This window comes from Stutzerimonas nitrititolerans, assembly GCF_003696285.1.
GTDB lineage: Bacteria > Pseudomonadota > Gammaproteobacteria > Pseudomonadales > Pseudomonadaceae > Stutzerimonas > Stutzerimonas nitrititolerans.
Window position 1 is genome coordinate 15971 of sequence record NZ_RFFL01000005.1, and the last position, 26057, is coordinate 42027.

At 65.2% G+C, this 26057-nt stretch carries 23 protein-coding genes; 6 read left to right on the top strand and 17 right to left on the bottom strand.

Annotated features, from left to right (window positions below):
- Nucleotides 1–24: 24 nt before the first annotated feature.
- The 7 genes from EA795_RS07355 to EA795_RS07385 form a co-directional block, all read right to left on the bottom strand.
- Nucleotides 25–1011 carry a TRAP transporter substrate-binding protein gene (locus EA795_RS07355; RefSeq protein ID WP_122076382.1) on the bottom strand — a complete coding sequence of 329 codons (987 nt, stop codon included), beginning with the start codon at nucleotides 1009–1011 and terminating at the stop codon, nucleotides 25–27.
- A gap of 51 nt (nucleotides 1012–1062) precedes the next feature.
- On the bottom strand, nucleotides 1063–1890 hold the full coding sequence (locus EA795_RS07360; RefSeq protein ID WP_122076385.1) for an HpcH/HpaI aldolase/citrate lyase family protein: 828 nt from the start codon (nucleotides 1888–1890) through the stop codon (nucleotides 1063–1065).
- Nucleotides 1891–1997: 107 nt separating this feature from the next.
- The gene (locus tag EA795_RS07365; RefSeq protein WP_122076387.1) at nucleotides 1998–3203 is read right to left on the bottom strand and encodes a CaiB/BaiF CoA transferase family protein; all 1206 of its coding nucleotides are present in this window, start codon (nucleotides 3201–3203) and stop codon (nucleotides 1998–2000) included.
- A gap of 174 nt (nucleotides 3204–3377) precedes the next feature.
- The gene (locus EA795_RS07370; RefSeq protein WP_122076389.1) at nucleotides 3378–4730 is read right to left on the bottom strand and encodes an MmgE/PrpD family protein; all 1353 of its coding nucleotides are present in this window, start codon (nucleotides 4728–4730) and stop codon (nucleotides 3378–3380) included.
- A complete protein-coding gene (locus EA795_RS07375) occupies nucleotides 4727–5119 on the bottom strand; it encodes a VOC family protein (RefSeq protein ID WP_122076391.1) in 393 nt (130 codons plus the stop codon). The genes EA795_RS07370 and EA795_RS07375 overlap by 4 nt, the downstream gene beginning before the upstream one ends.
- 203 nt (nucleotides 5120–5322) lie before the next feature.
- Entirely contained in the window at nucleotides 5323–6486 is a 1164-nt protein-coding gene (locus EA795_RS07380) for an acyl-CoA dehydrogenase family protein (protein ID WP_014852205.1), read from the bottom strand.
- A gap of 145 nt (nucleotides 6487–6631) precedes the next feature.
- Entirely contained in the window at nucleotides 6632–7459 is an 828-nt protein-coding gene (locus EA795_RS07385; RefSeq protein ID WP_122076393.1) for an HTD2 family dehydratase, read from the bottom strand.
- Between the two features lie 124 nt (nucleotides 7460–7583).
- Between EA795_RS07385 and EA795_RS07390 the strand changes: the two genes are divergently transcribed.
- Together EA795_RS07390 and EA795_RS07395 are read left to right on the top strand one after the other, a co-directional pair.
- On the top strand, nucleotides 7584–8480 hold the full coding sequence (locus tag EA795_RS07390; protein ID WP_122076396.1) for a LysR family transcriptional regulator: 897 nt from the start codon (nucleotides 7584–7586) through the stop codon (nucleotides 8478–8480).
- A 193-nt stretch (nucleotides 8481–8673) separates the two neighbouring features.
- Nucleotides 8674–9972 (top strand): MFS transporter, encoded by a 1299-nt coding sequence (locus EA795_RS07395; RefSeq protein ID WP_122076399.1) that lies wholly within the window; start codon nucleotides 8674–8676, stop codon nucleotides 9970–9972.
- 12 nt (nucleotides 9973–9984) lie between these two features.
- Here EA795_RS07395 and arfB read toward each other — a convergent pair whose 3' ends face one another.
- Complete coding sequence (arfB, locus tag EA795_RS07400; RefSeq protein WP_058076580.1) at nucleotides 9985–10398, bottom strand: alternative ribosome rescue aminoacyl-tRNA hydrolase ArfB; 414 nt, start codon at nucleotides 10396–10398, stop codon at nucleotides 9985–9987.
- Nucleotides 10399–10536: 138 nt separating this feature from the next.
- Between arfB and EA795_RS07405 the strand changes: the two genes are divergently transcribed.
- Complete coding sequence (locus EA795_RS07405) at nucleotides 10537–11577, top strand: metal-dependent hydrolase (protein WP_122076401.1); 1041 nt, start codon at nucleotides 10537–10539, stop codon at nucleotides 11575–11577.
- Nucleotides 11578–11591: 14 nt separating this feature from the next.
- On the opposite strand, the gene EA795_RS07410 is transcribed toward EA795_RS07405, so the two are convergent.
- The 6 genes from EA795_RS07410 to EA795_RS07435 form a co-directional block, all read right to left on the bottom strand.
- Nucleotides 11592–13538: a HAMP domain-containing methyl-accepting chemotaxis protein gene (locus tag EA795_RS07410; protein ID WP_122076403.1), complete on the bottom strand. Its 1947-nt coding sequence runs from the start codon at nucleotides 13536–13538 to the stop codon at nucleotides 11592–11594.
- A 163-nt stretch (nucleotides 13539–13701) separates the two neighbouring features.
- Nucleotides 13702–15480 (bottom strand): ABC transporter ATP-binding protein, encoded by a 1779-nt coding sequence (locus EA795_RS07415; RefSeq protein WP_014852198.1) that lies wholly within the window; start codon nucleotides 15478–15480, stop codon nucleotides 13702–13704.
- A complete protein-coding gene (locus tag EA795_RS07420; RefSeq protein WP_014852197.1) occupies nucleotides 15473–16105 on the bottom strand; it encodes a DsbA family protein in 633 nt (210 codons plus the stop codon). Before EA795_RS07420 ends, EA795_RS07415 begins: the two co-directional genes overlap by 8 nt.
- A 22-nt stretch (nucleotides 16106–16127) precedes the next feature.
- Nucleotides 16128–17063, bottom strand: coding sequence for an oxygen-dependent tRNA uridine(34) hydroxylase TrhO (gene trhO, locus EA795_RS07425; protein ID WP_122076405.1), 936 nt, complete (start codon nucleotides 17061–17063; stop codon nucleotides 16128–16130).
- Nucleotides 17064–17196: 133 nt separating this feature from the next.
- Nucleotides 17197–17493, bottom strand: a complete 297-nt coding sequence (locus EA795_RS07430) for a BolA family protein (RefSeq protein ID WP_014852195.1) — start codon at nucleotides 17491–17493, stop codon at nucleotides 17197–17199.
- 15 nt (nucleotides 17494–17508) lie between these two features.
- Nucleotides 17509–18018, bottom strand: a complete 510-nt coding sequence (locus tag EA795_RS07435) for a DUF2059 domain-containing protein (protein ID WP_122076406.1) — start codon at nucleotides 18016–18018, stop codon at nucleotides 17509–17511.
- Nucleotides 18019–18157: 139 nt separating this feature from the next.
- On the opposite strand from EA795_RS07435, the gene EA795_RS07440 reads away from it, so the two are divergent.
- The gene (locus EA795_RS07440) at nucleotides 18158–19549 is read left to right on the top strand and encodes a class II fumarate hydratase (RefSeq protein ID WP_014852193.1); all 1392 of its coding nucleotides are present in this window, start codon (nucleotides 18158–18160) and stop codon (nucleotides 19547–19549) included.
- Nucleotides 19550–19704: 155 nt separating this feature from the next.
- On the opposite strand, the gene EA795_RS07445 is transcribed toward EA795_RS07440, so the two are convergent.
- The gene (locus tag EA795_RS07445) at nucleotides 19705–20889 is read right to left on the bottom strand and encodes a thiolase family protein (protein WP_122076408.1); all 1185 of its coding nucleotides are present in this window, start codon (nucleotides 20887–20889) and stop codon (nucleotides 19705–19707) included.
- 110 nt (nucleotides 20890–20999) lie between these two features.
- Nucleotides 21000–22484: a polyphosphate:AMP phosphotransferase gene (gene pap / locus EA795_RS07450; RefSeq protein WP_122076410.1), complete on the bottom strand. Its 1485-nt coding sequence runs from the start codon at nucleotides 22482–22484 to the stop codon at nucleotides 21000–21002.
- Nucleotides 22485–22631: 147 nt separating this feature from the next.
- On the opposite strand from pap, the gene mnmC reads away from it, so the two are divergent.
- Nucleotides 22632–24611: a bifunctional tRNA (5-methylaminomethyl-2-thiouridine)(34)-methyltransferase MnmC2/FAD-dependent 5-carboxymethylaminomethyl-2-thiouridine(34) oxidoreductase MnmC1 gene (gene mnmC / locus EA795_RS07455; RefSeq protein WP_122076680.1), complete on the top strand. Its 1980-nt coding sequence runs from the start codon at nucleotides 22632–22634 to the stop codon at nucleotides 24609–24611.
- A gap of 57 nt (nucleotides 24612–24668) precedes the next feature.
- Here mnmC and EA795_RS07460 read toward each other — a convergent pair whose 3' ends face one another.
- Nucleotides 24669–24908 (bottom strand): DUF1127 domain-containing protein, encoded by a 240-nt coding sequence (locus EA795_RS07460; RefSeq protein ID WP_122076412.1) that lies wholly within the window; start codon nucleotides 24906–24908, stop codon nucleotides 24669–24671.
- 96 nt (nucleotides 24909–25004) lie between these two features.
- Between EA795_RS07460 and EA795_RS07465 the strand changes: the two genes are divergently transcribed.
- On the top strand, nucleotides 25005–25859 hold the full coding sequence (locus EA795_RS07465; protein ID WP_014852188.1) for a LysR substrate-binding domain-containing protein: 855 nt from the start codon (nucleotides 25005–25007) through the stop codon (nucleotides 25857–25859).
- The last annotated feature ends 198 nt before the right edge of the window (nucleotides 25860–26057 follow it).

The window sequence follows — 26057 nt, forward strand, 5'->3', positions numbered from 1 at the left end:
CGCTGCGACAGCCATCCAGGGTTCTTACTGCTGGTTCGAGGCCTGCGCCGCTTCGATCAGCTCCTTGCCGATCTCGCCTTCGAACTTCTTCCACACCGGCTGCATCGCCTCGCGCCACTTGGCGCGTTGCTCGGGGGTCAGCTCGATGATTTCGCTGGTACCCGCCTTGGCGATCGCATCACGCGCTTCGCGATTCAGGTCGTCCGCCTGACGGTTCACCTCGACGGTGACCTCGTCCATGATCGTTTTCAGCTCGCCACGAACATCGTCCGGCAGGCCTTTCCAGAATTTGGTGTTGGTGATCACCATGTAGTCGATCACACCGTGTTCGGAATGGGTGAAGTACGGCTGCACTTCGTGCACCTTCTGGCTGTAGTAGTTCGACCAGGTGTTCTCGGTGCCGTTGACCACGCCGGTCTGCAGGCCCTGGTAGACCTCCGAGAAGCTCATCTTGCGCGGGTTGGCGCGGATCGCCTTGAACTGCTCGTCGAGCACGTTGGAGGCCTGCACGCGGAATTTCAGGCCGCGGGCGTCCTTGGGCTCATGCATCGCCTTGTTGGACGACAGCTGCTTCATGCCGTTGTGCCAGTAAGCCAGGCCGGTGATGCCCTTGTCTTCCATGCTGCTGAGCAACTTCTGCCCTTGAGGGCTGGCCTGGAAGCGGTCGACGGCCTCGATGTCGTCGAACAGGAAAGGCAGGTCGTATATCTGGATGCCCTTGTTGTAGTGCTCGAACTTGGCCAGCGACGGCGCCAGCATGTGCACGTCGCCGAGCAACAAGGCTTCCATTTCCTTGCCGTCGCCGTACAGCGAGGAGTTCGGATAGACCTCGACCTTCACCTTGCCCGGCAGGCGCTCCTCGGCCAGTTTCTTGAACAGCAGAGCGCCCTGCCCCTTCGGCGTGTTGTCCGCCACCACATGGGCGAACTTGATGGTGATCGGATCGGCGAAAGCGAGACCGGCGGTCAGGGACAGTGCGCACGCAAGCGCCTTGACGGTGGTTTTCAACATGGTAGTACCCCTCTTGTTCTTGTCGGTTGGTACGTGTGTGACAGCGCAGCCTCAGGGCAGCGCTTGCCCGGCACGTTGCAGCAGGCGACGGGCACGGCCGACGACAGGCGCGTCGACCATTTGCCCGTCCACCACGAAGACGCCTTCGCCGGAAGCCCCGGCCGCGAGGACGCGCTGCGCCCAGGCCAGTTCTTCCGCGTCGGGCATCAGCGTTTCATGCACCACAGCCACCTGGCTGGGGTGAATGCACAGCAGGCCGCCGAAGCCCATGTCGCGGGCGGCGGCCGTGGTCTCGGCGAGACCGTGCAGGTTCTTGATGTCGGGGAATACGCTGTCCAGCGGCGCGGCCAGCCCGGCCAGGCGCGACTGCAACAGCAATGCGTAGCGGGCCTGGTCGAGGATGCGCTCGGCGCCGGCGGTGCCGCTGGCTATACCCAGGTCCAGACCGAGATCCAGCGCGCCGAAGGACAGACGCTCGACACTCTGGGAGTGGGCGATTTCCGCCAGATGAACGAGCCCGCGCGCGCTTTCGATGATCGGCCACACCGGCTTGCCGCAGCCGGCTGCCCGCGCCACCTGTACGGCGCTTTCCACCTTCGGTAGCAGCACAGCAGATACACCGGCATGGCGTGCACACAGCGCCAGGTCGTCGGCCTGTTCCGGGTGCGTCGGCGCGTTGATACGCACCAACACCCGCGCTTGTGAGTTCTCGCTGAGGAAGGCATCGAGGTTGTCCCGCGCTTCGCGCTTCAGGTCCTCGGCCACCGCATCTTCCAGATCGACGATCACCACATCGGCTCCGGTGGCCAGCGCCTTGGGAATGCGCTCGGGGCGGGTGGCCGGGACGAACAGCGCGGTGCGGATGATGTTCGAATTCATGGTCGTTCCTTTTGTCTGTCGTTTCGGTAGGGGCCAGTTTGAGCTTGCTGGCGAAGGCGAAGCAGTGAAGTTACTGGATCGCCGGCCATCTGGCTCCTACAGGTCGCTCATACCGCTCCCTGCTGATGCAGGCGCTGGATATCGCCGGGCGCGTAGCCCAGCTCGGCGAGCAGCGCATCGGTGTGCTGGCCCAGCGCGGGGATCGGATCCATGCGCGGCGTGAAGGCGGTGTTGCGCCCTGGCGGCAGCAAGGCCGGCAAGCTGCCGGACGGGCTGTCCACCTCGCTCCAGCAACCACGCGCCTTGAGTTGCGGATGCGCCCAGACGCCAGCCATGTCGTTGACGTGGGCGTTGGCGATGGGTGCGTTGTCCAGGCGGTCAATCACCTCTTCGGCGCTCAGCCGGGAGAAGGCTTCGACGATGATGGCGCGCAGCGCGGCGCGGTTTTCCGAACGCTTGAAGTTGGCGGAGAAGCGCTCGTCCCGCGCCAGCTCCGGCTGCAACAGCACCTTCTCGCAGAACAGCAGCCATTCGCGCTCGTTCTGCAGGCCGAGCATCACGGTACCGCCGTCACCGGTGGGGAACGGCCCGTAGGGGTAGATGGTGGCGTGGGCGGCGCCGGCCCGGGGTGGCGGCGTGGCGCCCTTGTAGGCGTAGTACAGCGGGTAGCCCATCCACTCCACCAGGCTTTCCAACATGGAGACGTCCACACGGCTGCCCTTGCCGGTCTTGTCGCGCAGCATCAATGCCGAGAGCACACCGGTGTAGGCGTACATGCCGGCGGCGATGTCGGCGATGGAGCAACCGGCCTTGGCCATTTCATCTTCACCCGGACCGCCGGTGACCGAGAGGAAACCGCCTTCGGACTGGATCAGCAGGTCGTAGGCTTTCTTCTGTTCGTAGGGACCGCCTTCGCCGTAGCCGGAGATATCGCACACCACCAGCCGCGGGAAACGCTCGTGCAGTGCCTCGAAGGACAGCCCCATGCGCGCCGCAGCGCCCGGAGCAAGGTTCTGTACCAGCACGTCGGCCTTGGCCAGCAGCTGGTCGAGCACCTGGACGGCATCCTGCTGCTTGACGTCCAGGGTCAGACTTTCCTTGGAACGGTTGGTCCAGACGAAATGCGAGGCCAGGCCGTCGACGCGCTCGTCATAGCCGCGGGCGAAGTCACCGGAACCGGGCCGCTCCACCTTGATCACCCGGGCCCCGAGGTCGGCCAGCTGGCGCGTGCAGAACGGCGCGGCGATGGCGTGCTCGAGGCTGACCACGGTGATGCCGTCGAGTGGGCGGGGTTTGGCGGTTGTGTCGTTCATATCAGGTTCCTGCAAATTCGGCGTAGGGTGGAAAACGGCGAAGCCTTTTCCACGCGTTCGTTCAAGTCCTGCCGCGGTAACGTCCGCTCCGTTCCGGCTGCTGCCAGCGCTACGGAATCGTGCTCCGAACCGTCGGTGGAAAAGACCTGCGGCCGTTTTCCACCCTACGTTCCGTCAGACCAGCGCGTTCAGATCGTCGATCTCGCGCAAGCGCCAGACCTGCTCGATCAGCGCCTGGGCCTCATCCGCGCTGCGCGCACCGGAGAACTGCACAAGACGCCGGAACTTGTCCTCCAGCTCGGCACGACTGAGGGTGTTGCCCGGGTCGCCCTTGGGTTCGTCGATGGCGCCGTGCAGCGTGCGTCCGTCGTGGGTGTTCACCTCGACGCGGCCGAGCCAGCGCGCCGGATAGGCGTCGTCCACCTGGGCGTCGAGCATCATCGAGACCTTCTCGCGGAACTGGCCGACACGCGGGTCGGTAAGTGCATGGGTATGGAATTCGGTCAGTCCGGCCTTGCCGTAGAGGGCGATCAGACCCAGCACCGTGCCCATGGAGAACTTCGCCTGATGCACCGTCTGCGGCACCACCACGCGGCCCAGTACATCGATGGCGCCCTGGTGCACGCGGCTGATGACGCTGGCGATGTCGTCGGCGCCCAGCTGCTCGCGCTGCATCAGATCCAGCAGCGCATCGGCGGCCGGATGGGTATGGCGGCAGGAGGCATGGAACTTGAACGAGGTTTCCGCCAGCGCCCAGCGGCTGCCGAGGCGATCGGAAAGTGCGGCCGGATTTGCGTCCTTCGACATCCCGGCGGCCATGCCCTGCTCGCCTTCGAGGATGTTCTGCGCGCCGGTCAGGCCGTCTTTCGTCAAGTAGGCCGCAAGCAGGCCATCGGCGGCGGCCTTGGCGGTGTGCAGCTGTTTGGAGTCGGCGGCGTCGCGGAGGAACTCCCAGAGGCCGGCGGCCTGGGTGCCGGCACTGCCCAGCAGATGGGTGAACTGCTGCTGGTCAAAATCCATCAGCTTGCCCACCGCCACAGCGGCGGCCAGGGTGCCGACGGTCGCGGTGGTGTGGAAGATGCGGTAATGCGAGCGGCCGAGGAATTCGCCGATGCGAATACCCGCCTCGTAGCCGGCGACCGAAGCCACCAGCAGCTCGCGGCCGGATTTGCCCAGGTCCTGCGCGGCTGCCAGCGCCGCCGGGAACACCACCGTGGCCGGGTGCAACACCGAGCTGTTGTGCAGGTCGTCCTGCTCCACCAGGTGCGAGCTGGCGCCGTTCACCAGCGCGGCGAAATAGGCGCTGCTGCTCTTGCCGTTGACGAAGATGCGCGCCGGCCCTTCCGCCGGGCCCATCTGCTGCGCATAGCGCTCGAACAGCGGGATGGGGTGCGATTCCGCGCTGGCCAGGGCAGAGCCGAGCCAGTCAAGAAACAGGTCTTCGGTGCGGGCGAGCACCGCGTCGGGAATCTGCTCGTAAGCGAGCCCGGCGAGAAATTCAGTCAGCGCCTGGGTGTGCTGGCTCATGCGGTCGGCTCCAGTGGGTTGGATAGTTCGATCAGGTTCAGGTCCGGGTCGCGCAGGTAGACGGAGCGAATCGGTCCGATGGCGCCGGTACGCCGTACCGGGCCTTCGAGGATGGCGACGCCCTGGCGCTCGAGGTGCGCAATGACCTCTTCCAGCGGCGTGGCGACGATGAAGCAGAGATCCGCCGAGCCCGGCACCGGCCGCTCGGCCTTGGGCTCGAACTCGCGCCCGGCCTGGTGCAGGTTGATCTTTTGCCCGCCGAACGCCAGCGCCTTGCGCCCTTCGCCGAAGGTCACCGCCTGCATGCCGAGCACGCAGCTGTAGAAATCCGTCGTGACGTCGAGGTCGGCGACGGTCAGCACCAGATGGTCGAGATGACTGATCTGCATGGCGTCTCTCCTTTCGCTCCTTTGGTTGATCATTCCCACGCTCCTGCGTGGGAACGCACCGCTCGGCACTCTGCGTCGGTGGTCGGTGCCCACGCAGTCGTAGAGTGGAAAACGACCGCAGGTCTTTTCCACCAGCCGTGTCGCCTGTTCGTTACGCGTGGAAAAGGCTTCGCCGTTTTCCACCCTACGTTCGTTCGTCCTCGTTAAAACGAGCGCGGCAGCTCCAGCAGATGCTCGGCCACGTAGGAAAGAATCAGGTTGGTGGAGATTGGCGCCACCTGGTACAGCCGCGTCTCGCGGAACTTGCGCTCCACGTCGTATTCGTTGGCAAAGCCGAAGCCGCCGTGGGTCTGCAGGCAGGCGTTGGCCGCCTCCCACGAGGCTTTCGCCGCCAGGTACTTGGCCATGTTGGCGGCGGCACCGGCGTTACGCCCGGCGTCGTATTCCTCGCAGGCGCGCCAGCGCATCAGGTCGGCCGCCTCGATCTCGATGTGCGCTTCGGCGATGGGGAACTGCACGCCCTGGTTCTGCCCGATCGGACGGCCGAACACCACGCGGTCGCGGGCGTACTGCGCCGACTTCTCGATGAACCAGCGGCCATCGCCGATGCACTCGGCGGCGATCAGGGTGCGCTCGGCATTCAGGCCGTCGAGGATGTAACGGAAACCCTTGCCCTCTTCGCCGATCAGGCTGCTGGCCGGAATCTCCAGGTTGTCGAAGAACAGCTCGTTGGTCTCGTGGTTGACCATGTTGGCGATCGGCTGAACGGTCAGGCCGTTGCCGATGGCTTCACGCAGATCGACGAGGAAGATCGACATGCCATCGGCCTTGCGCTGCACTTCAGCCAGCGGGGTGGTACGGGCCAGCAGGATCATCAGGTCCGAATGCTGGATGCGCGAGATCCACACCTTCTGGCCGTTGATGATGTACTTGTCGCCCTGCTTCACCGCCGTGGTCTTGATCTTGGTGGTGTCGGTGCCGGTGGTCGGCTCGGTCACGCCCATCGATTGCAGGCGCAACTCGCCGCTGGCCAGTTTCGGCAGGTAGTAGCGCTTCTGTTCCTCGCTGCCGTTACGCAGCAGGGTGAACATGTTGTACATCTGCCCGTGCACGGTGCCGGAGTTGCCGCCGCAGCGGTTGACCTCTTCGAGGATGATCGAGGCTTCGGCCAGGCCCAGGCCCGAGCCGCCGTACTCTTCCGGGATCATCGCCGACAGCCAGCCGGCTTCGGTCAGTGCGGTGACGAAGGCTTCGGGAAAGCCCTTCTCCTCGTCGATCTTGCGCCAGTACTCGGCGGGGAACTCGGCGCAGAGGGCACGCACGCCTTCGCGGATAGCGTTGTATTCGTCGTTCAGGTACGGGTTCATATTGATTCCTCAAATTCCAGGGTAGGAGCGAGCTTGCTCGCGAAGAGTGGACTCGGTTCGCGAGCAAGCTCGCTCCTACGGATGTCCGTTTGTCCCTCACTCTGCACCTCGGAAAGAAGTCAGAGGTGAGGGGCTGGCGTCCGCCTCACTCGAACTCCACCTCGGCCTTCTGCGCGATGCCATCGGCATTGCCGGCCCAGAGTTCGGCCTTGCCCGGCGCCACGATGCGACCACCCACTTCGAACGGTTGCGGCGCGATCAGCGGGCGCAGGCCGCGGTAGGCGAAGCGGCGCAGACGCGCGTCGGGGTTGGCGCGGCAGAAAGCGCGCAGGTTCAGCGTGGCGATCAGCGGGCCGTGCACCACCAGCCCCGGGTAGCCCTCGGTCTCGGTGACGTAGGGCCAGTCGTAATGAATCCGGTGGCCGTTGAAGGTGACTGCCGAGTAACGGAACAGCAGTGTCGGCGTCGGCTCCACCGCTTCGCGCCAGTCGCCGATTGGCAAGGGCTCGCTGCCGGACAGCTTCGGCGGGCTCGGCTCGCGGTAGACGATGTCCTGCTCCTCGCGGATGGCCAGGCGGCCGTCCTGGGAATAGTCGTGGCGCAGGGTGACGAACAGCAGTGCGCCCGTGCGGCCAACCTTTTCCACGACGTCGAGAATGGTGGTGGTGCGGCTGGCTTCGCCGCCGACTTTCAGCGGCTCGTGGAACTCCAGACGTCCGCCGGCCCACATGCGGTTGCGGTCGCCGGCCGGAGGCAGAAAGCCGCCCCGCGCCGGGTGGCCATCCTGGCCGAGACCGGCCTCGGCCATCGTGTCCTGGAAGAAGCACCACTGCCACAGTGGTGGCAAGGGCTCGCCATGGCCCGGATTCGGCTCGCCGAACGTCGCGGCGATACGCTGGATCAGGTTGCGGCTCAGTTGATCGTGAACATCCTGGGTGCGCCCGATCCAGGCAGTCAAAGCAGAGTCGGTCATCGCTTGTGGTCCGCGCTGTGTTGTTTTGCCGCAGGATGCAACGAAGCCGGCGTTCCGAGAATTTGTATTTACCGACACCAGCGTTCGGCTATGCTGAACGCCGTTCCCTCAATCGGACAGCACCATGCACTTCGCCCTGGCCGACCTGCGCCTGTTCATCCATATCGCCGAATCCCCCAGCCTGACCCAGGGTGCACGGCGCGCGCATCTCTCGCCGGCCGCTGCCAGCGCGCGCATCAAGGCGCTGGAAGGCCAGCTCGACACCCGCCTGCTGTACCGCGACAGCCGCGGCGTGGAACTGACCCCGGCCGGCCACAAGCTGCTGCAACATGCCCGCCTGATCATGCGTCAGGTGGACTACCTGAAGAGCGAGTTCACCGAATACGGCACCGACCAGGCGGGGCATATCCGCATCTTCGCCAACACCACGGCGGTCACCGAGTTTCTGCCGGAGGTGCTGGCCGGCTTTCTTGCCAAGCGCCCCGGCGTCACGGTGGACCTGCAGGAGAAGCTCAGCCGCGACATCGTCCGCGGCGTGCTGGACGGTTCCACGGACATGGGCATCATCGCCGGCCCGGTGCAGGCCGAGGGCCTGCAGGTCCTGCACTTCAGCACCGACCGCCTGCTGCTGGCGCTGCCCGTAGGGCATCCGCTGGCGACGGAAAAGAAGGTAACCCTGCGCCAGACCCTGACTTACCAGCACATCGGCCTGCACGAAGGCAGCACCCTGTTGAGCTTCCTGCGCGATCAGGTCGAGCGGCTGGGTGGCAATCTGTCGTTGCGCATCCAGGTTTCCAGCTTCGAAGCCGTGTGCCGGATGATCGAGGCCGGCGTCGGCATCGGCATCATCCCTGAATCGGCGGGTCGCCGGCACAGCCGCACCATGCGCCTGGCCATGGTCGAGCTGGACGAGCCCTGGGCGGTGCGCGAACGCAGCATCCTGGTACGCGAGCTGGACGCGCTACCCGGCAGCGTGCGGGCCTTGATCGCCACGCTCAAGGGCGAAGAGACGTCTGCCTGAGGTGAACCCGGGGCAGGCTTACCGAGTCTGCTGAAAGACACCGCTTCGGTTGCCCGCGTGTCGATCACGCGACAGGCAATCCATCGATCAGGCCGATCGACGCAAATTCATCGGCTTATCCAGGCTGTTTCGAAGGCGAGCACGGCGACTGTGCCACTTGCCATTCCGGCTCACTCGTTTAAGGTTGTTTGCCATGAGGACCTTGTTAGCCCCCATCAGCTCGCTGCTCGCAGGAGTTGCGCTGCTTCTGCTCGGCCATGGCCTGCTCAATACCCTGCTGACGCTTCGCGGCGTAGCCGAGGGCTACTCCACGGGCATGGTCGGCCTGCTGATGTCAGGTTACTTCGCGGGCTTTCTCATCGGCACCTGGCTGGCCCCTTCGCTGATTCGTCGCGTCGGGCACATTCGCACCTTCGCCTTCTACGCAGGGGTGGCGACGGTGGTGGTGCTGCTGCACGTGCTGATCGTCAATCCCTGGGTCTGGCTGGCATTGCGGCTGCTCTATGGCGTCGCGCTGGTCACGCTGTACATGGTCATCGAAAGCTGGCTCAACGCCCAGGTCAGCGGCGAGAAGCGTGGCCAGGTGTTCGCCCTCTACATGGCCGTGAACCTCGGCGCGCTGGCGGCGGCGCAACAGCTGCTGAGCCTCGACAGCCCCATGGCGTTCACCCTGTTCGCCCTGTCGTCCATGCTGATCTGCGCGGCGCTGATGCCGATCACCCTCACCCGCCAGGCACAACCGGTGCAGCCGGAAATGCCGCCCACCGACCTGCTGCAGCTGGCTCGTATCGCCCCCTTGCCACTGATGGGCGCCGGCATATCTGGGTTCTCCCTCGGCGGCTTCTGGGGCCTGGCTCCGGTCTACGCCAGCCAGGTGGGCTTCGATGCGGCCGGGGTCGGCCTGCTGATGAGCGTGACGATTCTTGGCGGCGCCGTGCTGCAATGGCCCATCGGGATATTTTCCGACAAGCACGAACGGCGTGTGGTGATGCTCTGGGTGGTGGCCATCGCCGCGCTGCTCGCTCTGGTGATCGCCCCGCTGACGGCCAGCCCGCTGTTGCTGGGGCTGATGTTCATCTGGGGTGGCCTGGCCTTCTCGATCTATTCCATCGCGGTGGCGCAGATGGTCGACCAACTGCATCCCGATGAAATCCTCTCGGGATCCAGCGGTTTGCTGCTGGCCAACGGCTTCGGTGCCGCCCTCGGCCCGGTGGTGGCCGGCGGCCTGATGCATCTGGCCGGCCCCATTGCCCTGCCGCTGTTCTTCGCCGTGAGCCTGGGCGTGCTGGCGCTCTACTCGTTCTGGCGGCCACGTCGAGTCATGGATCTGGTAACGGAGCCGCCAGGGCATTTCACCCCGATGCTGCGCACCAGCCCAACAGTAATGGAACTGATGCCCGACGCTCCCGAAGGCGTCGCCCAGGAGCCGGCCAACGAAGAAGAACTGGACGACATGGCCATCCCGGAGCCGGAGCAACGCACCGGTTCCTGAGACGCCGAGCGATCAGAAATCCACCCGCCCACGCCCGGCCTTGATTGCACCCCGCTTGCTCTTGCCCTCCAGCCTGCGCTTTTTCGAGGCGAGGGTCGGGCGCGTCGGGCGCCGGGTTTTCTCGACTGTCGCTGCGCTGCGAATCAGTTCGACCAACCGCTCCAGCGCATCGGCGCGGTTCTGTTCCTGGGTTCGATACTGCTGGGCCTTGAGAATGATCACGCCATCGCCGGTGATGCGGCTGTCGCGCAATGCCAGCAGCCGCTCCTTGTAGAAGGCCGGCAGCGATGAAGCCTTGATATCGAAGCGCAGGTGCACCGCGCTGGAGACCTTGTTGACGTTCTGCCCACCGGCACCCTGAGCGCGGATCGCGTTCAGTTCGATCTCGCTGTCGGGCAGTTGCACGGCGTTGGAGATTTCCAGCATGACTTGCCTTCGTTGCAGGGATGGACAGCAGCATTGTCCTACGGCCCGGCCGCCGTCGACACGCTTTTACATGATTTCCCGCCGAAACATCATGGCGCTTCAGCTAAGGTGTTGCACCACGCGTAACCGGAACCTTTCATGGACTCGATCACCCAGGCCCTTCTGGGCGCCAGCGTACAGGCCTCCTTGCTGGGGCGCTGGCAAGGCCGCAAGTCGCTGCTCTATGGCGCCATGCTCGGCACCCTGCCCGACCTCGACGTGCTCATCGACTTCGGCGACGCGGTCGCCAATACGACCTACCACCGTGGTTTCAGCCATTCGCTGTTCGTCCTCAGCGTGCTGGCGGTAGCGCTGGCCTGGCTGATCCGGCGAATACGTCCGCACCCGGACTATTCCGGCATGCGCCTGTTCCTCACGCTCTGGCTGGTGCTGATCACCCACGTGACGCTGGACGCCTTCACCAGTTACGGCACGCAACTGCTATGGCCACTTACCTCGGCGCCCATCGCCTGGTCCAGCGTGTTCATCATCGACCCGCTGTACAGCGTGCCACTGCTACTGGCCGTACTGGCCGGTGCGATAGCCGGCTTTGGCGGCCGGGCGACCCGCTGGAAGACCGCGGCGCTGATCCTGTCCACGCTGTATCTGGGCTTTACCCTGACCGGCAAGCAGATGGCGGAACGCCGCGTCGAAGCCGTTCTGACGCGTAACGACCTGCAAGCCCAGCAGCTGTTCAGCACGCCGACGCCCTTCAACAGCCTGCTCTGGCGCGTGATCCTGGTGGACGGCGAGGATTACTACGAAACGCTGGTCGGCTGGTTCGACACGGCGCCACCCGAGCTGGTCCGCCTGCCACGCAACGAAGGGCTCGCGACGGTGCTGGCCGACTCGCCGCAGCATGAACGCCTGCAGTGGTTTACCGGCGGCGTAATGCGCTATGACGTGATCGACGACCTGCTGCTGGTCACCGATCTGCGACTGGGCATGACCGGCTTTCACCCTTTCCGTTTTGCCCTGGCCGAACGAGTGGCCGATGACTGGCGGCTGATCGACCATGTCGAACGGCTGCCCAGCGAGCGCGGCGACATGGATCGGCTCCGGCAGATCTGGCAACGCATCTGGCAGCAGCAACCAGAATTGCCGCTGGCCGAATGGGCCAGCGCTCTCGAGCATCGCTAGCCCAGGTTCCGGCGTCAGGTGCGGAACTGGCCGACCAGCCCTTGCAGTTCGGTACCCAGGCGAGCCAGTTCGGCGCTGGCGCTGGCGGTCTGTTCGCTGGCGCTAGCGCTCTGCTCGCCGATGTCGTGCACCCGCGTCACGCTCTCGGAAATGTTTTCCGCCACGGCACTCTGCTCTTCCGCCGCCGCGGCGATCTGCTGGTTCATCTGCTCGATGGTGGACACCGACTCGGTGATATGACCCAGCGCCGCGCCGGCTTCGTTGGCCAACTCGACGGTGCGCTGGGTGAGATTGCGGCTGCTCTGCATCTGCTCGACCGCCTGCTGCGCAACGCGCTGCAGATTGCCGATCAGGCCTTCGATTTCCTCGGTGGAATCATGGGTGCGCCGCGCCAGTGCCCGCACTTCATCGGCCACCACGGCGAAACCACGGCCCTGCTCGCCGGCGCGTGCCGCTTCGATGGCAGCGTTGAGCGCCAGCAGGTTGGTCTGCTCGGCGACCGCGCGGATGACTTCCAGCACGCTGCCGATGCGCCCGCTTTCGGCGTGCAGCGCCTCGATGGCATGGGCCGACTGCTCGACCTCGCCGGCGAGATTGCCGACCTGCCCCGCCGCATCCTGCACCACCAGATCACCCTGGCGCGCCTGCCGATCGGCCTCTCGCGCCGCAAGCGATGCCCGCTCGGCGTTCTGCGCCACTTCCTGCACGGTGGCTGCCATCTGGTGAATGGCGGTCACCACCTGTTCGGTTTCGACGCGCTGCTTCTGCACACCGGCACTGGTCTGCGCGGTCACCGCGGAAAGCTGCTCGGCGGCCGTGGCGATCTGCGAAACGCCGCCGCCGATACGCCCGATCAGCGTGCGCAGGCTCTGCGTCATGTCGGCCATGGCCTGTTGCAGCTGACCCAGTTCGTCCCGTCGCGTGACCGTCTGCGACTGGGTGAGATCACCACTGGCCACCCGCTGCGCCAGTTGCACGGTGTAGCGCAGCGGCACCAGGATCATCCGGGTGATGGTCGCGGCGGCCAGCAGGCCGAACAGCACCGCCAGCACCGTGATCACCACAAGCAACACGTTGGCCCGGCTGCGTTGCTCGTGCATCGCCGCGGTGGAAAGGGCCAGGGCTTCGTCGACAACCGCGATGACCACCTGCGACTGCTCGGCCATCGCCTGCTCGAGGGCAACGCGCTCGCCGCGGTTGCGGCGGAACTCGGCGAAGGTTTCCTGATAGTTCACCAGCGCACCCAGGGCGCCGTCCATGGTGGTTTTCTGGTCGTCGTTGAGCCAGATCTTCAGGCCGCCGCCGATCCGGGTGACATCCTCGTAGATTTCGTTCCAGCGCTCCACGGCCGCTTCGGAACCGTTGCTGATGAAGACATTTTCCAGGGTACGCAGGTCAAGCACGTTCTTGGTCAGCCCCGAGGTCGCCTCGGCGATGGTCAGCGGATCGCTGCCCTTGAGGCGGTCGCCCTCCAGCCGGAGCAGGCGCACGGCATCGTACATATCGAGTTCGATGAACTCGAACTCCTCGCGGCTGAGCTGCGCGGCCTGTTCCATCCGGGCGCGCATCTGGATGCCCTGGCCGATCAACTCGCGATATCGGGAAAACTGCTGCGCATAATCGGCTGCGGCCGCGCGGATCTTCTGCAGATGCGCCTGGCTTTCACCGGCCGAAGCCGCAGCCAGCTGGTCCAGTTCGCGATTGAGCTTGGCCATGGTTTCGCCCAGCGCAGTGGCCGAGGCCTCGCTGCGGGTCAGCGCATAGTCGCGCTCCAGGCCACGCGCCGCATGGATCGCCGCATCGATGCTGGCCAGCTGGTTCATCTGGCTGGCACGGGTGACGTTCGAGTCGACCACATAGAAACCGGTACCGGCCACCGCCAGGGTCAGTAGAAGCACGGTGGCGAAACCCAGCAGCAATTTCTTGCCGACGGAAAGATTGGTGAGGATAGCGAACTGCATCGTGGCGTCCTGAAAAAACGTGCTCAGTCATTGATCGGCAGCGCCGAACCAAAGTGAAGGCAAAAATCCGGCGCCATTAAAACAATCTGTACAGGCCAATGGCCAGCCTTTACTGAAAAGTCCCACCAGTGGCGCTTCAGACCTGCGTAGCGCTGCGCATTTCTCAATGCTGCAGATGTCCATACAGCCTGGCGTAGAGCCCGCCGTCTGCGATCAGCTGCTGATGCTCGCCCTGCTCGGCGATGCGCCCGCCGTCGAATACCAGGACCCTGTCGGCCTGTTTAACCGCCGACAGACGGTGGGCAATGATCAGCGTCGTGCGTCCTTGCAGAAAGCGCCCGAGCCCCTCGTGCAGGGCATATTCGGTGGCCGCGTCGAGCGCCGAGGTGGCCTCGTCGAGAATCACCACGCTCGGCTGAGCCAGGATCATGCGCGCCACCGCCAGCCGCTGGCGCTGCCCGCCGGAGAGCCGCACGCCGGCACGCCCGACGATGCTGTCCAGGCCGTTGGGCAACTGGCGGATGGTCTCGGCCAGCTGGGCGATTTCCAGCGCGTGCCAGCAATCCTCGTCACTGCGCTCGCGCCCCATGCACAGGTTCGCGCGCACGCTGTCGTTGAACAGCGCCGGATGCTGCAGCACCACGGCCACATGTTCGCGCACGGTCTCGAGGCCGATCTGCTCCAGGCTGGCGCCGCCATAACGGATCTGCCCGCCCTGGGGCTGGTACAGGCCGAGCAGCAGCTGCACCAGCGTGCTCTTGCCGCCACCGCTGGCTCCGACGATGGCGACCTTCTCGCCCGGTGCGATGCTCAGATCCAGCCCCTCGAGCACCGGTTCGTCCTGATAGGAAAACTGCAGGCCGCGCACCTCGATGCCCACCGTCCGATTGCCGGCGAACGGATTGCACCCGCCTTCGTACTGCGGCTCGTCCGCGCGCCCCAGCAGTTCGTTGATCCGCGACAGCGCGCCGCCGGCCGCGTAGAAGGCATATTGCAGGCTGAGCAACTGCTCCACCGGACCGATCATGAACCAGAGGTAGCTGAACACCGCCAGCATCTGGCCGATGGACAGGTCGGAGAACAGCACCGTGAGCATCGCCGCCGCCCGGAACACGTCGATGCCGAACTGGAACAGCAGGCCACTGGCACGGTTGGAGGCATCGGTCTTCCATTGCGAAGCCACGGCATGGTCGCGCACCTCGCGGGCGCGCAGGCCGAGACGGCCGAGAAAGTAGCCCTGACGATTGCCGGCCCTGACTTCCTGGATGGCATCCAGCGTTTCGGTGAGCGCCTGGGTGAAGCGCGAGGTGCTGTCGTTCTCCAGCTTCTTCAGGTGCTTGACGCGCTTGCCCAGCTGCACCGTAGCGTAGATCACCAGCGGGTTGAACAGCAGGATCAGCAGCGCCAGTTGCCAATGCATCCACAGCAGGATCGCCGCGGTACCGAAGATGGACAGCACGGCGACCAGCAGGCGGCTCAGGGTTTCGCCGATGAACTTGTCGATGGTCTCCAGATCGGTGACCAGGTGCGCGGCCACGGTACCGCCGCCGAGGCTTTCGTATTCGCCGAGCGCGATGCGCTTGAGACGCTCGATCAACCGCACCCGAATGCGATAGACGACATCCTTGGACAGCTGCGCGAACAGCCGCGCCTGCAACACGTTGAACAGTAGCGAACAGCCGCGCAGCAACAGCGTCAGGCAGAGCATCAGGCCGATATAGCCGAGTGCCGTCTGCCAGCCCGTCGGCAGCACGCGATCCATGATCTGCAGGGCGGTGTTGCCGTCGCCGAGCAGCACTTCGTCGACCAGCAGCGGCAACAACAGGGGAATGGGCACGCTGCACAGGGTCGCCAGCACGGCGATCAGATTGGCCAGCACCAGTGCCTTGCGGTGCTGCAGGGCAAGCCGGCGAATCTCCGCCCAGCTGAGCCGATCAGGCATGGACGTTGTGCTCCAGCCAGCGAGCCAGCAGCGGGCTCAGTGTCTCGAGAGGCTGGTAGCCGTTGGTCAGCAGCGCCAGTTGGCCGTGCCGCTTGGCGAGCAGGGTCGGAAATCCGGCGATGCCCAGGTTGCGCGCCCACTGGAAATCCGCCTCGGTGGCATCGCGAATGGCCTGTGAGTCGAAGCGATCGGCGAACTCTCCGCGCGTCAGGCCAACCGCCTCGGCCAGATCGGCCAGGCGTTGCGGCCGCGTGACGTCGCAGCGTTCGGTATAGAACGCCTGCTGGATGCGCATGGCCAGCGGCCAGGCAAGATGCTCGTCGAAACTGCGCGCCGTCACCAGCGCGCGGCACGCCGGTTCGGTGTCGTAGACCAGGCCGTCCGGCAACCCGGCTTCCAGGTCGAACGGCTGACCACTGGCCTCATGCACCGCGCGCCAGTAGCCCAGGGTGCGCTGGCGACCGGCGGCATCCATGGCCATCCGTTCGCGCCGCAGACCGCCGACCACCAGCTGCATCTCGATTCCTTTTTCCCCGGCCTGCGCCGCCAATGCGCGGGCCACCGGCGCGAAGCCCCAGCACCAGGAGCACATCGGGTCCATCACGTAGATCAGTCGAGTGGTCATCGGTGCTCCTGAACCCGGGCCGTTACGCACCCTGTTTACGGTAGTTGTAACCGATGGGATGCGGCTGGTTGCGCTTGAGTGCCAGTTCGATCTGTCTCTGCCGCTCGCGGGCGCTGGTGCGGGTCTTCTCGCTCAGTGTGTTCCAGCAATGCGGACAGCTGATGCCGGGCACGTAATGCTCCGACTGGCGGTCCTGCGCCGAAACCGGCGTGCGACAGGCATGGCACTGATCGAAGTCGCCTTCGCTGAGATCGTGCCGCACCGTCACCCGGTTGTCGAACACGAAGCAGTCGCCCTGCCAGCGACTCTCGTCCTGGGGTACCTCTTCCAGGTATTTGAGAATGCCGCCCTTGAGGTGATAGACCTCTTCGAAGCCCTCGCCCAGCATGTAGCTGGAAGCCTTTTCGCAACGGATGCCGCCGGTGCAGAACATCGCGACCTTCTTGTGTTTCGCCGGGTCGTAATGCGCCTTGATGTAGTCCGGGAACTCGCGGAAAGACTTGGTCTGCGGGTCGATCGCGCCCTCGAAGGTGCCGATGGCCACTTCGTAGTCGTTGCGGGTGTCGATCAGCAGCACCTCGGGATCGGCGATCAGCGCGTTCCAGTCCTTGGGCTCGATGTAGGTTCCGACGCGCTGGTTGGGATCGACGCCCGGCACGCCGAGGGTGACGATTTCTTTTTTCAGCTTGACCTTGGTGCGGTAGAACGGCTGTTCGTCGCAGCAGGATTCCTTGTGGTCGATATCGGCCAGGCGCGGGTCGCGGCTGAACCAGGCCAGCAGCGCATCGATACCTTCGCGGCTGCCGGACACGGTGCCATTGATGCCTTCCTCGGCCAGCAGCAGCGTGCCCTTGATGCCATTGCTTTCGAGGGTTTCGAGCAGCGGCTCACGCAACGCGACGTAGTCCGGCAGGGAGACGAACTTGTACAGCGCCGCGACGACGATCTTCTGGGTCATGCGGAAATGTCCTCCAGTGGTCGTCCTCGTAAAGGACGGACCGGGAATGCGAAAACGACAACGCCGGCGTGAGCCGGCGCGACGCGCATTCTATCAACAAACGTGCAGTTGTTTTCAGGCAACCGTCAGGTGGCTACTTGTGCCCACCTGCGCAGACCGGCGAAGCCGGCGCGACGCCCTGCTGCTGCCATTCTTCCGGCGTGTAGGTATGCAGCGCCAGGGCATGGATCTGCTGCATCAGCTCGCCCATCGCCGCATAGGCCTTCTGGTGGCGCTTCACCGAGTTCAGCCCGGCGAAGTGCGGGCTGACGATCACCGCCTTGTAGTGGGTCTCCTGCCCCCGGCTGTGCATGTGGCTCTCATCCAGCACTTGGAGGTGTTCGGGCTGCAGGGCCTGCAGGGCGTTTTCAATCGCGTTCAGCTTGGTCATGCCTGGCTAACTCCGTCAGGGCTTCTTTTGGGTATCGAGTTCGGCGGTCATGTCGGCCAGCAGCTTGTTCACCTGGGGCACTGCGCCTTCGAGCTTGGACTGCGTCAACTGGGCGGAGCGGGCGTTGAGCTCGGGCAGCTTGGCGAGCATTTTCTTGCCAAGGGCGGACTCGTAGAACTCGTTCAGCTTTTCCAGCTCGCGCTCGCTGAATTCACTGGTGTAGATCGCGACCAACTCGGGCTTGAGCTTGTCCCAGCCGATGGCCTTGTCCAGCTCGGCATCGGCCTTGGACTGGTAGCGCTCGAGCGAGGCCTTCTTGCTTTCCGGCGCCTGGGTTTCGGCAAAACGCTGGGCGAACATCTGCTGGACCTGAGCATAGACCGGCACCGTCAGGCGATCCGCCTTGGCCAGTTTCAGGAAGCGCTCGGCCTCGGCGGCATGGCTGGAGCTGTCCGCGCCGGCCTGGGCGCTGATCAGGGCAAAAAACACGGCGCTGCAAAGGCCGAACATGCGAAGCAGGGACATAAAACTTTCCTCATACGGGCAATAGATAGCCCTCAATGGACACATTCTGCGCGCGGAGTTCCCATCGCTCAAGGAACGCGGGAACCTGCTCCCGCTCATGACAGCCTAAACTCGATCGTCCATCAACGGAGCAAACGGCATGACACGTACTGAAACCGATAGCCTGGGTCCCGTCGAAGTGCCGGAGCACGCGTACTGGGGCGCACAGACGCAGCGCTCGCTGGCCAACTTCGAGATCGGCGATCAGCGCATGCCGCTTGCCGTCCTGCATGGTCTGGCGCTGATCAAGAAGGCGGCGGCGCGAGTCAATGACCGCATCGGCGACCTGCCCCCGGACATCGCCCGCCTGATCGAACAAGCCGCCGATGAGATTCTCCACGGCCAGCACGACGACCAGTTCCCGCTGGTGGTCTGGCAGACCGGGAGCGGCACCCAGAGCAACATGAACGTCAACGAAGTGATCGCCGGCCGCGCCAACGAACTGGCCGGCGGCACCCGCGGCGGCAAGAGCCCGGTGCATCCCAACGATCACGTCAATCGCGCCCAGAGCTCCAACGACTGCTTCCCCACCGCCATGCACATCGCTGCCGCCAGGGCGATCCACGATCAATTGCTGCCCGCCATCGCCGAACTGTCCGGTGGCCTGGCCGAACAGGCGGCGCGCCACGGCAAGCTGGTCAAGACCGGGCGGACCCACATGATGGACGCCACGCCGGTCACTTTCGGCCAGGAGCTGTCAGCCTTCGTCGCGCAACTGGACATTGCCGAGCGCGCCATCCGCCAGGCGCTGCCGGCGGTGCTCGAACTGGCTCAGGGCGGCACCGCAGTGGGCACGGGGCTCAATGCGCCGCAGGGGTTTGCCGATGCGGTCGCGGCGGAACTGGCGGCGCTGTCCGGCTTGCCCTTTGTCTCGGCGCCGAACAAGTTCGCCGCGCTGTCCGGGCATGAGCCGCTGGTGACCTTGTCCGGTGCGCTGAAAACCCTGGCCGTGGCTCTGATGAAGATCGCCAACGACCTGCGTCTGCTCGGCTCCGGCCCACGCGGCGGCCTTGCCGAAGTACGCCTGCCGGCCAACGAACCGGGCAGCTCGATCATGCCCGGCAAGGTCAACCCGACCCAGTGCGAAGCGCTGTCGATGCTCGCCTGCCAGGTCATGGGCAACGACGTGACCATCGGTTTCGCCGCCAGTCAGGGGCACCTGCAGCTGAACGTGTTCAAGCCGGTGATCATTCACAACCTGCTGGAATCGATCCGATTGCTGGCCGATGGCTGTCGCAACTTCAACAGCCACTGCATCGCCGGCATGGAGCCGGACACCGAGCGCATGGCTGAGCATCTGGAGCGTGGCCTGATGCTGGTGACCGCCCTGAACCCGCACATCGGCTACGACAAGGCCGCGGAAATCGCCAAGAAGGCCTATGCCGAGGGCAGCACCCTGCGCGAGGCGGCGCTGGAGCTCGGCTATCTGAGCAACGAGGAGTTCGACCAGTGGGTGCGCCCGGAAACCATGCTGGGAAACACCCACGGTTAAGCGGCGCCGAGACCTGCAGATACTCGTAGGAGCGAGCTTGCTCGCGATCCGCTGCCGCACCGAGTCAGCATGATCGCGAGCAAGCTCGCTCCTACAAGAAAGGCAAGGTGATAACTGCGGGCCCCTTACGAAAACCCGCGGCGATCAGCTGTAACTCAGCGCACTGCTTCGAACAGCCCCGACGCGCCCATGCCGCCGCCCACGCACATGGTCACCACGCCATAGCGCAGGTTGCGGCGCTGCAGTTCGCGGATGATGTGGCCCGTGGTGCGCGAGCCGGTCATGCCAAAAGGATGGCCGATGGCGATGGAGCCACCGCTGACGTTGAACTTCTCATTGTCGATTTCCAGCCGGTCGCGGCAGTACAGGCACTGCGAGGCGAAGGCTTCGTTGAGCTCCCACAGGTCGATGTCGGCCACCTGCAACCCGTTGGCCTTGAGCAGCTTCGGCACCGAGAATACCGGGCCGATGCCCATTTCATCCGGTTCGCAACCGGCCACGGTGAATCCGCGGAAGAACGCCCGTGGCTTGAGACCCAGCTCGATGGCCTTGTCCAGGCTCATCACCAGCGTCATGGAGGCGCCATCGGACAGCTGCGACGCGTTGCCGGCGGTGACCGAACCATCCTCGGCGAATACCGGCTTGAGGCCCGACAGGCTTTCAAGCGTGGTATCGGGGCGATTGCAGTCGTCGCGGTCTACCACGCCTTCGTGCTCGGTGCGCACACCGGTTTGCTTGTCCTCGGTGAAATAGCGCACGTTCATCGGCACGATCTCGTCGGCGAACAGGCCCGCCGCCTGGGCGCGGGCGGTGCGCTGCTGGCTTTGCAGGGCATAGATGTCCTGCTGCTCGCGGGTCACGTCATAGCAACGAGCGACCCGTTCGGCGGTCTGCCCCATACTGTGATAGATGCCCGGTACCTGCGCCTGGATGATGGGGTTGAACAGGTGATCGGTGTTCTTGCTGTTGAGCGTCAGGCTGATGGATTCGACCCCGCCGGCGACGATCACGTCGCTGCAGCCGGAGGCGATCTGGTTGGCGGCCATGGCGATGGCCTGCAATCCCGAGGAGCAGTAGCGGTTCAGGGTCATGCCCGGGCAGTCGATGCCCAGGCGCGACAGCACGGCCACGTTGCGGCCGATGTTGTAGCCCTGCGCGCCTTCGTTGGAAGCGGCGCCGACGATGCAGTCATCCACCAGAGCGGGGTCCAGGTCGTTGCGCGTCAGCAGCGCGTTCACGCAATGGGCCGCCATGTCGTCCGGGCGGGTCATGTTGAACTTGCCACGGAAGGACTTGGCCAGGCCGGTCCGCACGCTGTCGACGATCACTACTTCACGCATGGCATACCTCGGGAATCTTGTTGTTGACGTTGAACCGAGAATAGTTGCGACGGGCCGACCGTGGCGACGACCATTCAGCCCATATATGAACGGCCATCGCCCCTTGCCGGCTATTTGGCGATGGCCGCTTCCAGCGCCTCGTTGAGCGTCCGCAGGACCTTGACCCGGGCGAAGCGCTTGTCGTTGGCCTCCACCAGCGTCCAGGGCGCGATTTCGGTGCTGGTACGGTCCACCATGTCCGCCACGGCGTTGCCGTATTCATCCCATTTTTCGCGGTTGCGCCAGTCTTCCTCGGTGATCTTGAAGCGCTTGTGGGGCGTGTTCTCGCGCTCCTTGAAGCGCTCCAGCTGGGTCTGCTTGTCGATCGACAGCCAGAACTTGACCACCACCACGCCCGCCTCGACCAGTTGCTCCTCGAAGTCATTGATTTCGGTGTAGGCACGCAGCCACTGCTCGGGCGTGCAGAAGCCCTCGACGCGCTCGACCAGCACACGGCCGTACCAGGAGCGATCGAAAATGGCGAACTGCCCTCGTCCCGGAACGTTGCGCCAGAAACGCCAGAGCCAGGGCTGGGCCAGCTCGTCTTCGGTGGGCGCGGCAACCTGTACGGTGCGGTACAGACGCGGGTCCAGCGCAGCCGTGACGCGGCGGATGGCGCCGCCCTTGCCCGCCGCGTCATGGCCCTCGAACAATGCCAGCACGCCGCGCTTGCGCAGGCGTCGATCGCGCAGCAAGCGGGAGAGCCGCGCCTGCTCCTCCACCAGTTGCCGCTGGTATTCGGTCTTGCCCAGCCGTTGCTCAAGATCCAGGCTGCCCAGCAGGCTCAGCCGGTCGATGTTCAGTTCGGCCGGCGCCACATGGGGCTGCGCCGGTGGCTGGTCGACGCCATCCAGCGCGGCATTCAGGCCTTCGAGCAGCAGGCGGCCGGCGGTCAGGCTGCGGTAGCGCTCGTCGCTGCCTTCGATCACGTACCAGGGTGCGAAATCGCGGCTGCTGCGGCGCAGGATCAGTTCGCCGTAGCGGACGAACTTGTCGTAGGTCTTCGACTGCTGCCAGTCCAGCGGACTGATGCGCCAGCTGTGCAGCGGATCGTCCTTGAGCGAATCCAGGCGAGCGAGCATTCGGTCCTTGGACAGGTGGAACCAGAGCTTGAAGATCAGCACGCCTTCCTTGCACAGCATCTGTTCCAGGCGCTGGGCGCGGTCGATGGCCAGCGCCAGGTCGGACTTGCCGATGCGGCCATGCACGCGATCTTCCAGCATCTTGCTGTACCAGTTGCCGAAGAAGATGCCGGTGCGCCCCTTCTCCGGCAGGCGTCGCCAGTAACGCCACGCCGGCGGGTGCGCGAGTTCCTCGTCGCTGGGTACATCGAAGTGATCGACGCGGATCAGCCGCGGGTCCATCCATTCGTTGAGCAGCTTGATGGTCTCGCCCTTGCCGGCGCCCTCGATGCCATTGATCAGGATCAGCACCGACAGCCGCGCCTGTTCCTTGAGCCGGTACTGTGCCTGCAGCAGCGCCTCGCGCAGCGCGGGCAGCTCGGCGTCATAGCTGGCCTTGTCGATGGCGTGGCCGATTTCAGCGGATTCGAACATCTTCATCTCCCGTCCGGGCCAACAAATTAGCAGGCCAGCAAAAGGCTTGGCGAGCCCGACGCTGCGGCCGTCATGCTGCGACAACTGTTATGCGCCAAGACTCGGGCGCCGCTGGTAAAATCGCCGCTTTTCGCCAGGGCCCACTCGATGTCCGACCTTCCCGCTTCCGCCGGTTTCCAGCACGCCGAACTCGAATGGGACGAGAACGGCCAGCCGCAATCGCGCCAATACGGCGACGTGTATTTCTCGCGCGTCTCGGGCATCGAGGAAACCAGCCACGTGTTCCTGGCGCAGAACGACCTGGCCTCGCGCTTCGCCGCGCTCCAGCCTGGCGAGCGCCTGGTCATCGGCGAGACCGGTTTCGGCACCGGCTTGAACTTCCTCTGCGCCTGGCAGCTGTTCGAGCGGCACGCCCCGGCAGGAGCGCGCCTGCATTTCGTCAGCGTGGAGAAACATCCGCTGACCCACGACGACCTCGCCCGGGCACTGGCGCTATGGCCGCAACTGGACGAGCTGGCGCAACGGTTGCTGGCGCAGTACGTGGCGGTCAACCCCGGGTTCCAGCAGTTCCGGCTCGGCGATGGGCGCGTCTCGCTCACACTGCTGGTCGGCGACGCGCTGGAGTGCCTGGCGAAGCTGGACGCACGCATCGATGCCTGGTTTCTCGATGGCTTCGCGCCGGCGAAGAACCCGCAGATGTGGCAGCCGGAACTGTTCGCCCAGATGGCGCGGCTGTCCGCGCCAGGCACCACCTTCGGCACCTTCACCAGCGCCGGCTTCGTCCGTCGCGGGCTGGGCGCAGTCGGCTTCGAGGTGCAGCGCGTCCCCGGCTGGGGGCCGAAACGGGAGATCCTGCGCGGCCATTTCGCTGGGCAACCGACAACGACGGAGAAGCCCTGGTACGCGCGGCCCAGCCACCGCCCCGCACAGCGTCAGGCACTGGTGATCGGCGCCGGGCTGGCCGGCTGCGCCAGCGCCGCCAGCCTGGCGGCACGCGGCTGGCAGGTGACCCTGCTGGAACGTCACGCCGAGATTGCCCAGGAAGGTTCGGGCAATCCCCAGGGCGTGCTTTACCTGAAACTGTCGGCCCATGGCACGGCGCTGTCGCAGCTGGTCGCCAGCGGCTTCGGCTATACCCGCCGGCTGCTGCAGAACCTGCAACGCGGTCGTGACTGGGATGCCTGCGGCGTGTTGCAACTCGCCTACGACGACAAGGAAACCGAGCGCCAGGCCGGGCTGGCCGAGGCCTTTCCGGCAACGCTTCTGCAGCCGCTGGATCGCGCCGAGGCCGAACGGATTGCCGGCGTGGCGCTGGCAGGCGGCGGCCTGTTCTACCCCGATGCCGGCTGGGCACACCCGCCGGCACTCTGCCGCTGGATGATCGAGCGTCCCGGCATCGAACTGCGCCGCCACCAGCAACCGCTGCAGCTGCGCCGCGAGAATGAACAGTGGCTGGCCTTCGACGGCGAGCGACTGCTGGCGCAGGCGCCCGTGGTCGTCCTGGCCGGCGCGGCCGAGGCGGCGCAATTCGACCAGAGCGCCTGGTTGCCGCTCAAGCGGATCCGCGGGCAGATCACCGGCCTGCCGGCAACCGAACGAAGCACCGCGCTACAGACCGTGCTCTGTGCCAAGGGTTATGTCGCGCCACCACGCGATGGCCAGCACACCCTGGGCGCCAGCTTCAATTTCGAGCAGACGGACCCGGCACCCAGCGAAGCGGAACATCGCTCCAACCTCGAGATGCTCCAGGAGATATCGCCGGATCTGTATCAGCGGTTGCAGGCCGATACAGGCGCCACCACCGAACTGGTTGGCCGCGTCGCCATGCGCTGCACCAGCCCCGACTACCTGCCGATCATCGGCCCGCTGGCCGACGCGCCCGCATTCGCCGAGGCCTACGCGGCGCTGGCCAAGGATGCGCGTCAGGTGCCGGAAACGCCCTGCCCCTGGCTGGACGGGCTTTACGTGAATACCGCCCACGGCTCGCGCGGCATGATCACCACGCCGCTGTCCGGCGAGCTGCTGGCCGCCTGGATCGACGGCGAGCCACTGCCGCTACCCCGCGCCATCGCCGAGGCCTGTCACCCCAGCCGCTTTCTGCTGCGTAAGCTGATCCGCGGCAGCTGAGCCGCTGATCGGCACCAGCCTTGGCAGGTCGCGAAGACGTTGGCGAGGCAGGTGATTTCAACGGCGACGCAGTGGATCGTCCCAGAACGGCCTGCTCACTTCCGCCTCGACGTCGGCGCGGCTGCGACCGATGTCCTTGAGCATCTCGTCGCTGAGTGCGGCGAGCTGCTGGCGCTGGCGATGAAGCATCTGCCAGCGGACCAGGCGAGCCCAGGCAGCATGTACCACGACCGACAAGGACTGCAGGTTGAATGACGGGGTATGGACCCGTTGCACAAAAGCGCTTTGACCTTTCATCTCTAACGCCCTCCAAGTGAATGGCGCTAGTTTCCTGCTGGGCGTAGGATCAATCCAACGAATGTTTCTGATGGCACACATCTTGGAGATTGATGAATGGCCAGCTACCCCAGCATCGATGCCGAACTGCTGCGCAGCTTCGTTGCGATTGCCGATCACGGCGGCTTCACCCGCGCCGCGGAGGTGGTGAACCGCACGCAATCGGCGATCAGCATGCAGATGAAGCGCCTCGAGGAGGACGTGCTGCAGCGCGCCCTGTTCGAGCGCGACGGTCGCCAGGTGCGGCTGACGCCGGAAGGCCAGGTGCTGCTCGGCTATGCGCGGCGGATTCTCAAACTGCACGGCGAGGTGCTGACCACCCTGCGCGAGCCGCACATGGTCGGCTCGGTGCGCATCGGCACACCGGACGACTACGTGATGCGCTTTCTGCCGGGGATCCTGTCGCGTTTCGCCCAGAGCTATCCGCTGGTACAGGTCGAGGTCCATTGCGAACCCTCCTACCTGCTGCTGCAACGCCGGGACCTGGACCTGTCCATCGTCACCCGCGAACCCGGCACGGAGATCGGCCAGTTGCTGCGTCGGGAGCCTTTCGTCTGGGCCGAAGCACCGGGCTTCAATACCCACGAACAGCGTCCGATCCCCCTGGCGATGTTCAACACCGACTGTTTCTGCCGCGCCTGGGCGTGCAATGCGCTGGACGGGCTGGACATCGCCTACCGCGTCGCCTACACCAGCCCCAGCCTTTCCGCGCTGCTGGCGGTGGTCGGCGCGGGACTGGCAGTTTCCGCTCAGCTGCAAAGCGTGGTGCCGCCCGAACTGCGCCTGCTGGGCCAGGCGGAAGGCATGCCGGAACTGCCGCTGGCCAGCATCATGTTGCTGCGCAGCGAGCGCAATCGTTCGCAGGCCAGCGAAACCTTGGCCGAGCACATCATCGAAGGCTTCCGGATGTAGGCGATACGGCCACGACGAACTGCTCAGAATTTGACCTGCCGGCTCGGCTTTGTTCTTCTGTAAAAGGTCGACTGGCCTCGCATGGACCCATTCACCCCCACGGCACCACGCCGGTCTGGAAACCTGAACTTCGCATTCCGGGGGCCAGTCACACTCCCGAACGCTCGGGGTCCGTTGGCGTTTTTTTCGCGATCTGCG

Coding starts and splice junctions, on each gene's coding strand:
- EA795_RS07355 (WP_122076382.1), bottom strand. CDS start 1,011: ATGTTGAAAACCACCGTCAAGGCGCTTGCGTGCGCACTGTCCCTGACC.
- EA795_RS07360 (WP_122076385.1), bottom strand. CDS start 1,890: ATGAATTCGAACATCATCCGCACCGCGCTGTTCGTCCCGGCCACCCGC.
- EA795_RS07365 (WP_122076387.1), bottom strand. CDS start 3,203: ATGAACGACACAACCGCCAAACCCCGCCCACTCGACGGCATCACCGTG.
- EA795_RS07370 (WP_122076389.1), bottom strand. CDS start 4,730: ATGAGCCAGCACACCCAGGCGCTGACTGAATTTCTCGCCGGGCTCGCT.
- EA795_RS07375 (WP_122076391.1), bottom strand. CDS start 5,119: ATGCAGATCAGTCATCTCGACCATCTGGTGCTGACCGTCGCCGACCTC.
- EA795_RS07380 (WP_014852205.1), bottom strand. CDS start 6,486: ATGAACCCGTACCTGAACGACGAATACAACGCTATCCGCGAAGGCGTG.
- EA795_RS07385 (WP_122076393.1), bottom strand. CDS start 7,459: ATGACCGACTCTGCTTTGACTGCCTGGATCGGGCGCACCCAGGATGTT.
- EA795_RS07390 (WP_122076396.1), top strand. CDS start 7,584: ATGCACTTCGCCCTGGCCGACCTGCGCCTGTTCATCCATATCGCCGAA.
- EA795_RS07395 (WP_122076399.1), top strand. CDS start 8,674: ATGAGGACCTTGTTAGCCCCCATCAGCTCGCTGCTCGCAGGAGTTGCG.
- arfB (WP_058076580.1), bottom strand. CDS start 10,398: ATGCTGGAAATCTCCAACGCCGTGCAACTGCCCGACAGCGAGATCGAA.
- EA795_RS07405 (WP_122076401.1), top strand. CDS start 10,537: ATGGACTCGATCACCCAGGCCCTTCTGGGCGCCAGCGTACAGGCCTCC.
- EA795_RS07410 (WP_122076403.1), bottom strand. CDS start 13,538: ATGCAGTTCGCTATCCTCACCAATCTTTCCGTCGGCAAGAAATTGCTG.
- EA795_RS07415 (WP_014852198.1), bottom strand. CDS start 15,480: ATGCCTGATCGGCTCAGCTGGGCGGAGATTCGCCGGCTTGCCCTGCAG.
- EA795_RS07420 (WP_014852197.1), bottom strand. CDS start 16,105: ATGACCACTCGACTGATCTACGTGATGGACCCGATGTGCTCCTGGTGC.
- trhO (WP_122076405.1), bottom strand. CDS start 17,063: ATGACCCAGAAGATCGTCGTCGCGGCGCTGTACAAGTTCGTCTCCCTG.
- EA795_RS07430 (WP_014852195.1), bottom strand. CDS start 17,493: ATGACCAAGCTGAACGCGATTGAAAACGCCCTGCAGGCCCTGCAGCCC.
- EA795_RS07435 (WP_122076406.1), bottom strand. CDS start 18,018: ATGTCCCTGCTTCGCATGTTCGGCCTTTGCAGCGCCGTGTTTTTTGCC.
- EA795_RS07440 (WP_014852193.1), top strand. CDS start 18,158: ATGACACGTACTGAAACCGATAGCCTGGGTCCCGTCGAAGTGCCGGAG.
- EA795_RS07445 (WP_122076408.1), bottom strand. CDS start 20,889: ATGCGTGAAGTAGTGATCGTCGACAGCGTGCGGACCGGCCTGGCCAAG.
- pap (WP_122076410.1), bottom strand. CDS start 22,484: ATGTTCGAATCCGCTGAAATCGGCCACGCCATCGACAAGGCCAGCTAT.
- mnmC (WP_122076680.1), top strand. CDS start 22,632: ATGTCCGACCTTCCCGCTTCCGCCGGTTTCCAGCACGCCGAACTCGAA.
- EA795_RS07460 (WP_122076412.1), bottom strand. CDS start 24,908: ATGAAAGGTCAAAGCGCTTTTGTGCAACGGGTCCATACCCCGTCATTC.
- EA795_RS07465 (WP_014852188.1), top strand. CDS start 25,005: ATGGCCAGCTACCCCAGCATCGATGCCGAACTGCTGCGCAGCTTCGTT.